The sequence below is a fragment of the Yersinia thracica genome, assembly GCF_902170565.1.
Classification (GTDB): Bacteria; Pseudomonadota; Gammaproteobacteria; order Enterobacterales; family Enterobacteriaceae; genus Yersinia; species Yersinia thracica.
Window position 1 is genome coordinate 1 of sequence record NZ_CABHXX010000024.1, and the last position, 2,219, is coordinate 2,219.

Here is a 2,219-nt window from a genome sequence, read left to right on the forward strand (position 1 = left end):
ACTTTCTTGGGAATAGCTTCCCTACAATTACTGAAAGATGATGTAGAAAAAGGCCAACGCGTGTTAGTGGCTATCGACACCCTGCAAGCTTGGGTGATGAAGCTGGTCCGTCTGGTGATGAAACTGACCCCTTACGGCGTACTGGCCTTGATGACCAAAGTGGTTGCCGGTTCTAATATCCAAGATATTATCAAGCTAGGCAGTTTTGTTATTGCCTCTTACCTCGGTCTGGCCATTATGTTTGTGGTACACGGTGTACTGTTATCTTTCACTGGCATTAACCCGCTGAAATTCTTCCGCAAAGTTTGGCCAGTGCTGACGTTTGCATTTACCAGCCGCTCCAGTGCCGCCAGTATCCCGCTGAATGTCGAAGCACAAACCCGCCGTTTGGGTGTCCCAGAATCTATCGCCAGTTTCTCAGCATCTTTCGGGGCGACCATCGGCCAAAATGGCTGTGCCGGTTTGTATCCTGCAATGTTGGCCGTGATGGTTGCGCCAACCGTGGGTATTAACCCACTGGACCCAATCTGGATTGCCACACTGGTCGGCATTGTCACCATCAGTTCTGCCGGTGTTGCTGGAGTTGGCGGTGGCGCGACCTTCGCAGCGCTAATTGTATTACCTGCGTTGGGCTTGCCCGTCACTTTGGTTGCTTTGCTTATCTCTGTTGAACCATTGATTGATATGGGGCGCACCGCATTGAATGTCAGCGGTTCAATGACTGCCGGTACTATTACCAGCCAATTGATGAAACAAACAGATAAAGACATTCTCAACGGTGAGGATGATGGTGATTTAGCCCATCAGTAAACATCGCGGATGAGTCCTTAAAAGCCAGTCATCTGTGACTGGCTGAGTTTATTGACAAAGTGCCCGCCGCGGTGAAAACAGGTAGATCGTAAAGACGCCGTACTTCCTTTGTAAAAACAAGCATCCCTGTAGGCTCGAGCCGCGCCATCCCTGGCGCGGACGCTTTACTCTTCTACCTGTCTTCACCACCCGAGATCGAGTCGTCGAGGTTTGTCAGCAGTCTGAGCCAGTCATCAGTGACTGGCTTTTTGTTTTTAAATGGCTGAGAACAGCTAACACCCCTGCGGCTTCAAGGATAAAAGGGATCCCCAAAAGCATTGAAGTCGCAGGTAGGCAGCAAATGAACGAGTCCCGATGAGCTTACTCAAGTAAGTGATTCGGGTGAGTAAATGCAGCTAACACCCCTGCGGCTTCAAGGATGAAGGGGACGATATTTCTCAACCAACGCCAATGCAATAGCTTCCGTTTCTACATCCGGCACACCACTAAAATCTTGCGCCCTGAAGTGCATTTGAAATGCTTCGATAACGTGCTTGGTCTCATCATCCAGCTCGCCACTTTGGGGAATTTGATAACCATAACGTGCTAATGCCTGCTGGATAATGGCGACAGAAGCGAGATCGTTTTTATTTCGACCATCAATATACTTTGCGACCGTCGCATCATCAGGCCAAGCCCCGATGCCCTGCTCCGCTAAACGCTTCCATGGGAATAATGGCCCAGGATCTGACTTTCTTTGTGGCGCAATATCGCTATGAGCGACAACATCAGTGGGGTCAATATTATAACGCTCAACAATGTCCTTGGTTAGCCGCTCAATCAATTGAATCTGTGATTCGTTGTATGGATACCACTGCCTACCCAACATCTTCTCAGTAAAGCCCTTATTGACGATTTCAATGCCTATCGAGGTATCATTGAGGCTATTACGCCCATGCCAATAGCTAACACCGGCATGCCAGGCGCGTTCAGATTCAGGAACCAATTGTAAAACGATAGGTTTGCCATCAAGGTTATCAGGATGTGTTTTGACCAAATAATGGGCGCTAACATCACCTTGCGTCAATAATCTCAGTGACTCTGCATCATCTGTTGCAGTGTAGTGAAGAACCAAAAACCTCACTCGCGTATTTTGAGCAACAGAAGGGATATTGGTATCCACTTTATACTCACCGCGATCAATCAATTTATGCGGATTATCACGATGAGGGTTACTACAGCCAGCCAGTAGCAGTAATAACCCTATGCTTAATAACTTCCTCATCTTTTTTCTCCCTGTAATGATGCTTAAGCACGGATATAGTGAACCTACTCAATTAAATGGCCCGTCAACAGTATGTGCAAATGATAAGTAATATCATCAGAAAATACTTATTTCTATAAATTAGTTGATGGTGCTATTACACATT

Annotated in this window: 2 protein-coding genes; one reads left to right on the forward strand and one right to left on the reverse strand. The window is 47.1% G+C overall.

Annotated features, from left to right (window positions below):
* Nucleotides 1-810: cation:dicarboxylate symporter family transporter (locus FTA91_RS03135; RefSeq protein ID WP_145582942.1), on the forward strand; the 810-nt coding region annotated here is incomplete at its 5' end.
* A gap of 412 nt (nt 811-1,222) precedes the next feature.
* Here the strand turns inward: FTA91_RS03135 and FTA91_RS03140 are convergent.
* Complete coding sequence (locus FTA91_RS03140) at nt 1,223-2,074, reverse strand: N-acetylmuramoyl-L-alanine amidase (RefSeq protein WP_145536252.1); 852 nt, start codon at nt 2,072-2,074, stop codon at nt 1,223-1,225.
* Between the last annotated feature and the right edge of the window lie 145 nt (nt 2,075-2,219).

What these genes read in the sequence shown, in the direction of transcription:
- FTA91_RS03140 (WP_145536252.1), bottom strand. Translation starts at nt 2,074, where the DNA reads ATGAGGAAGTTATTAAGCATAGGGTTATTACTGCTACTGGCTGGCTGT.